Source organism: Nostoc sp. UHCC 0251 (assembly GCF_034932245.1).
Taxonomy (GTDB): domain Bacteria; phylum Cyanobacteriota; class Cyanobacteriia; order Cyanobacteriales; family Nostocaceae; genus Nostoc.
Genome location: NZ_JAYGHD010000517.1, coordinates 1 through 2,245 on the forward strand (window position 1 = coordinate 1; position 2,245 = coordinate 2,245).

General features: G+C 40.3%; 3 protein-coding genes and 1 pseudogene. 1 reads left to right on the top strand and 3 read right to left on the bottom strand.

What is annotated here, in order from left to right; translation table 11 throughout:
• From VB740_RS36460 to VB740_RS36470, 3 genes are all read right to left on the bottom strand, one after another.
• Window positions 1–1,201 (bottom strand): CHAT domain-containing protein (locus VB740_RS36460; RefSeq protein ID WP_323204673.1); only part of this gene is annotated, 1,201 nt, incomplete at its 3' end.
• On the bottom strand, window positions 1,201–1,536 hold the full coding sequence (locus VB740_RS36465; RefSeq protein WP_323204674.1) for a hypothetical protein: 336 nt from the start codon (window positions 1,534–1,536) through the stop codon (window positions 1,201–1,203). The genes VB740_RS36460 and VB740_RS36465, both read right to left, overlap by 1 nt.
• A 149-nt stretch (window positions 1,537–1,685) precedes the next feature.
• On the bottom strand, window positions 1,686–1,844 hold the full coding sequence (locus VB740_RS36470; protein ID WP_323204675.1) for a plasmid partition protein ParG: 159 nt from the start codon (window positions 1,842–1,844) through the stop codon (window positions 1,686–1,688).
• 193 nt (window positions 1,845–2,037) lie between these two features.
• Between VB740_RS36470 and VB740_RS36475 the strand changes: the two are divergent.
• Window positions 2,038–2,245 (top strand): annotated as a pseudogene (locus VB740_RS36475) (hypothetical protein); the annotation flags it as partial.

Sequence of the window (2,245 nt, forward strand, 5' to 3'; positions counted from 1 at the left end):
TCAGAGTTCGTAAACAGTTTTGTAATTGACGGCGACGACCAACAAAGTTTTCTCTTGTTGCTACCCTTAAACGTTTTTCATCATCTCTGAACTCCACTTCATTAGACGGTTTAGGCAATTGTCTACGTCTCGGAGTTCTTGAGGGAGTTACTAATGATTGGGGTAGTGTTGCTGCTATATAGAATCTTAATTTATGCCAATCTCTTGCTCCTTTCTCAATTAAGGCTTGGTAGGTTGAAGATAATGCTTGGGTAATGCTTATTCCCTGAGACAATTCCCCATAAAATTTACTTGATGCGGCAGAAGCCTCAGTATCACGGACTTTTTCACCCCAACCTAAAACCGCAGTCGCACCCATGTTCAATAACTCTTCTGCCATCGAGGGGACTACACCATCAGAAGAATGGCCTGTACGACAACCACAGAGGAAAATTAAAGAGGGAAAAGAGGATCTAACAGTATCATAAATATTTCCACTATTACTATAAACGCAATCACCATATTCGTTTTCTGTGAGGAAACAAGGGTTTCCATTTTGATGAGTTGCATGACCTGTTAAATGAAAAACATCAAGATCATTTTGATATTCCTTAACCACATATTCTAATTCTTTTAACCAACCACTCTCTTCTACTCTCAAATCTACCGGAGTGCGTCCTGTTGCCTTTAATATTTCTGCTTCTTCTGCTTCATAGTCTAATTCACCTAATTCAGATTTAAATCCTTGGGGGGAACTTGCCATAAACAACAAATTAAGGGGACGATTTTGTGGGGAGTTAGCGTCAGGAGATTTTAGTAACTCAATCGCTTTTTGCTGCCCCTTAGAGACCCACCGTACTGGAATAATCGACGGTCTTTTTTTGACTAAGAAATCCTCACCATCATGCAACAGTTCCCAAGGCAGATGAGCCAGTCCCTTGTCTGTGGCAATTGCTATAACTAACTCTTGCTGACGAGGCTGATTTAAGGCATTTGCTAGAAAGCGATCAGATTTATCTAGCCAGTTGTAGAGTGCTTGTCCAGTGATAGAATAATCAACAGGCAGATGGGTATAGTAGTCGGTGTCTGCTTTATCACTTAACCCATTGATTTCCGCCAAAGGCAGTTTGTGTTCCTTGTAGTTAGAAGCGTTGTCCCAAAAATAGCGCAAAGAAACATTTTTATTGCCTTGCATGGTCAAACTAATGTGGAGAATTTTCATTACTTAGATTTCTCCAGAATCGCTTGGATTTGCTCTAATGTTGTTGTGTCCTTGAGCAGTAATCGACGACCATCAGCAGTAACAATCAAAACCTTCTCAATTTTTGCCCCATTTGTGTCTTGCTTGGATTTTTGGTACTTCTCCTTCCACTGGAAAAGCTTCTCTGCAATGTTCAATATCCCACTTGTCATTCCAACAATTGAGATAATTGTGGCTAGAGTGAAGGCTTCCTTCTCTTTTTCTTTAACAGTCTCATAGCTTCCTGAGAGTCCTTCAATTTTCAAGAGTTCTTCCGTAGCTTGTAATGCATCTTGCCCTTGGATTTCAATTTTCATATTGCCAAATTTTGATATAAAATTCTTTTTGGGGTTTCTATGTAGAGATTTATGCTGACATAAGATTTCTCAACTACTCTCGAATTAGCTGACTTTTACCAATGCTTCTATCGTTGCCATCCTCACTTCAAGCTTTGCTACCTTTTGATTTAATGCTTTACACTCGAAACCTGAGAAGACAATTGCACCTCATTAGCTGTCAGCCATAGCTCAATCATCTCCACTACAACATGACTCATCTTCAACCCCCGCAAAGCACAAGCAGCATGAAAGCGTTTCTTGAGGTCGTCTGTAATACTAATCTGCATAATGGTTCGTGTAGTGTCTATATAAAGCTACAAATGTACAGAACGGGATTCCAGACTGACTATAGCAGTCTCAGTAGATTTACGATAGAGCTTGCTTAAGCAAAATTAAGCTTTTTCGCAAAATACTTGTTTTTTTCCTTATTCAGACTGTATTTGAGCGTTTAAAAACAATTTCTCGCTTGAATGGCTGATTGTGACCGTTTCATCACAATCACACCCAAGGTATGGGGATTCGGGAGTGATTGAGGCTTCGGCTCCAAACCATTGGCAGCAGATTGTCACTTTTGCTGACGGTGAAAGGCTTTTGGTCAACAATGCGGATCTAGATGCTGCAAGTGTCCCATTCCCCAGAGAGCAGACTTATCCACCAGAATATACTGAAGCAATTGCCCAAATTAAAG

Coding starts and splice junctions, on each gene's coding strand:
- VB740_RS36465 (WP_323204674.1), bottom strand. CDS start 1,536: ATGAAAATTGAAATCCAAGGGCAAGATGCATTACAAGCTACGGAAGAA.
- VB740_RS36470 (WP_323204675.1), bottom strand. CDS start 1,844: ATGCAGATTAGTATTACAGACGACCTCAAGAAACGCTTTCATGCTGCT.